Source organism: Streptosporangium sp. NPDC049046, from assembly GCF_040649155.1.
Taxonomy (GTDB): domain Bacteria; phylum Actinomycetota; class Actinomycetes; order Streptosporangiales; family Streptosporangiaceae; genus Streptosporangium.
Genome location: NZ_JBEZEZ010000090.1, coordinates 1 through 1,338 on the forward strand (window position 1 = coordinate 1; position 1,338 = coordinate 1,338).

The 1,338-nt window shown below is 69.1% G+C and carries 1 protein-coding gene; it reads left to right on the forward strand.

The window, feature by feature from the left end:
* Window positions 1–1,338, forward strand: a 1,338-nt coding sequence (locus tag AB0B96_RS40825) for a beta-ketoacyl synthase N-terminal-like domain-containing protein (RefSeq protein WP_362907685.1), incomplete at both ends; no start/stop codon positions are given.

Sequence of the window (1,338 nt, forward strand, 5' to 3'; positions counted from 1 at the left end):
TCGCCGCGTGAGGCGCTCGCGATGGATCCGCAGCAGCGTCTGTTGCTGGAGGGGGTGTGGGAGGCGGTCGAGCGGGCCGGGATCGACCCGCTCTCACTGAAGGGCAGCTCCACCGGGGTGTTCGTGGGCACCAACGGTCAGGACTACATGAGCCTGATGATGAACACCCCGGCAGATGTGGAAGGCCACGCCATCACCGGTATGTCGGCCAGCGTGCTGTCGGGCCGCCTGTCGTACACGCTGGGCCTGGAAGGTCCTGCGGTGACCGTGGACACGGCGTGTTCGTCGTCGCTGGTGGCGATGCACATGGCGGCACAGGCGCTGAGGTCGGGTGAGTGCAGCCTGGCGCTGGCCGGCGGTGCCACGGTGATGACCACCCCGATCGGGTTCATCGGCTTCAGCGCGCAGGGGGGATTGGCCCCCGATGGACGGTGCAAGGCGTTCTCCGACACCGCGGACGGCACCACCTGGTCCGAGGGCCTGGGCATGCTGGTGCTGGAGCGACTGTCGGACGCCCGCCGCAACGGGCACGAGGTGCTCGCGATCGTTCGTGGATCGGCGATCAACCAGGACGGTGCGTCGAACGGGTTGACGGCGCCGAACGGTCCGTCTCAGCAGCGGGTGATCCGTCAGGCGTTGGCCGGTGCGGGATTGTCGGCGTCTGAGGTGGACGCGGTGGAGGCGCACGGTACGGGTACCAAGCTGGGTGACCCGATCGAGGCCCAGGCCCTGCTGGCGACCTACGGCAAGGACCGGGACGAGGACAGGCCGCTGCTGCTGGGTGCGATCAAGTCGAACTTCGGTCACACCCAGGCGGCGGCGGGCGTGGCCGGTGTGATCAAGATGGTGCTGGCTCTCCAGCACGGTGTGCTGCCCAGGACGTTGCATGTGGACGAGCCGTCGTCGCATGTGGACTGGGCCTCGGGTGCGGTGGAGTTGCTGACCGAGGCGACGGAGTGGCCGAAGACGGGTCGTCCGCGTCGGGCGGGTGTGTCGTCGTTCGGGATCAGTGGCACGAACGCGCACGTGATCCTTGAGCAGGGGCCGGCAACCCTGCGTATCGAAGCCGAAACGGTGGCGCGGGACGATGCGCCGGCCACGGGTGCGGATGTGCTGCCGGTGCTGGTGTCGGCTCGTACGGCAGGGGCGTTGCGGACGCAGGCGGATCGGCTGGCCTCGCATGTGGAGGGCCGTCGTGAGGTGGCGCTCACCGATACGGCGTTCTCACTGGCCACGACCCGCCCGGCGTTCGAGTATCGGGCGGTGGTGCTGGCCGATGGTCGTGAGGGTGTGCTGGCCGGGTTGGGTGCGTTGGCCGGGGATCTGCCGGGTGCGGGT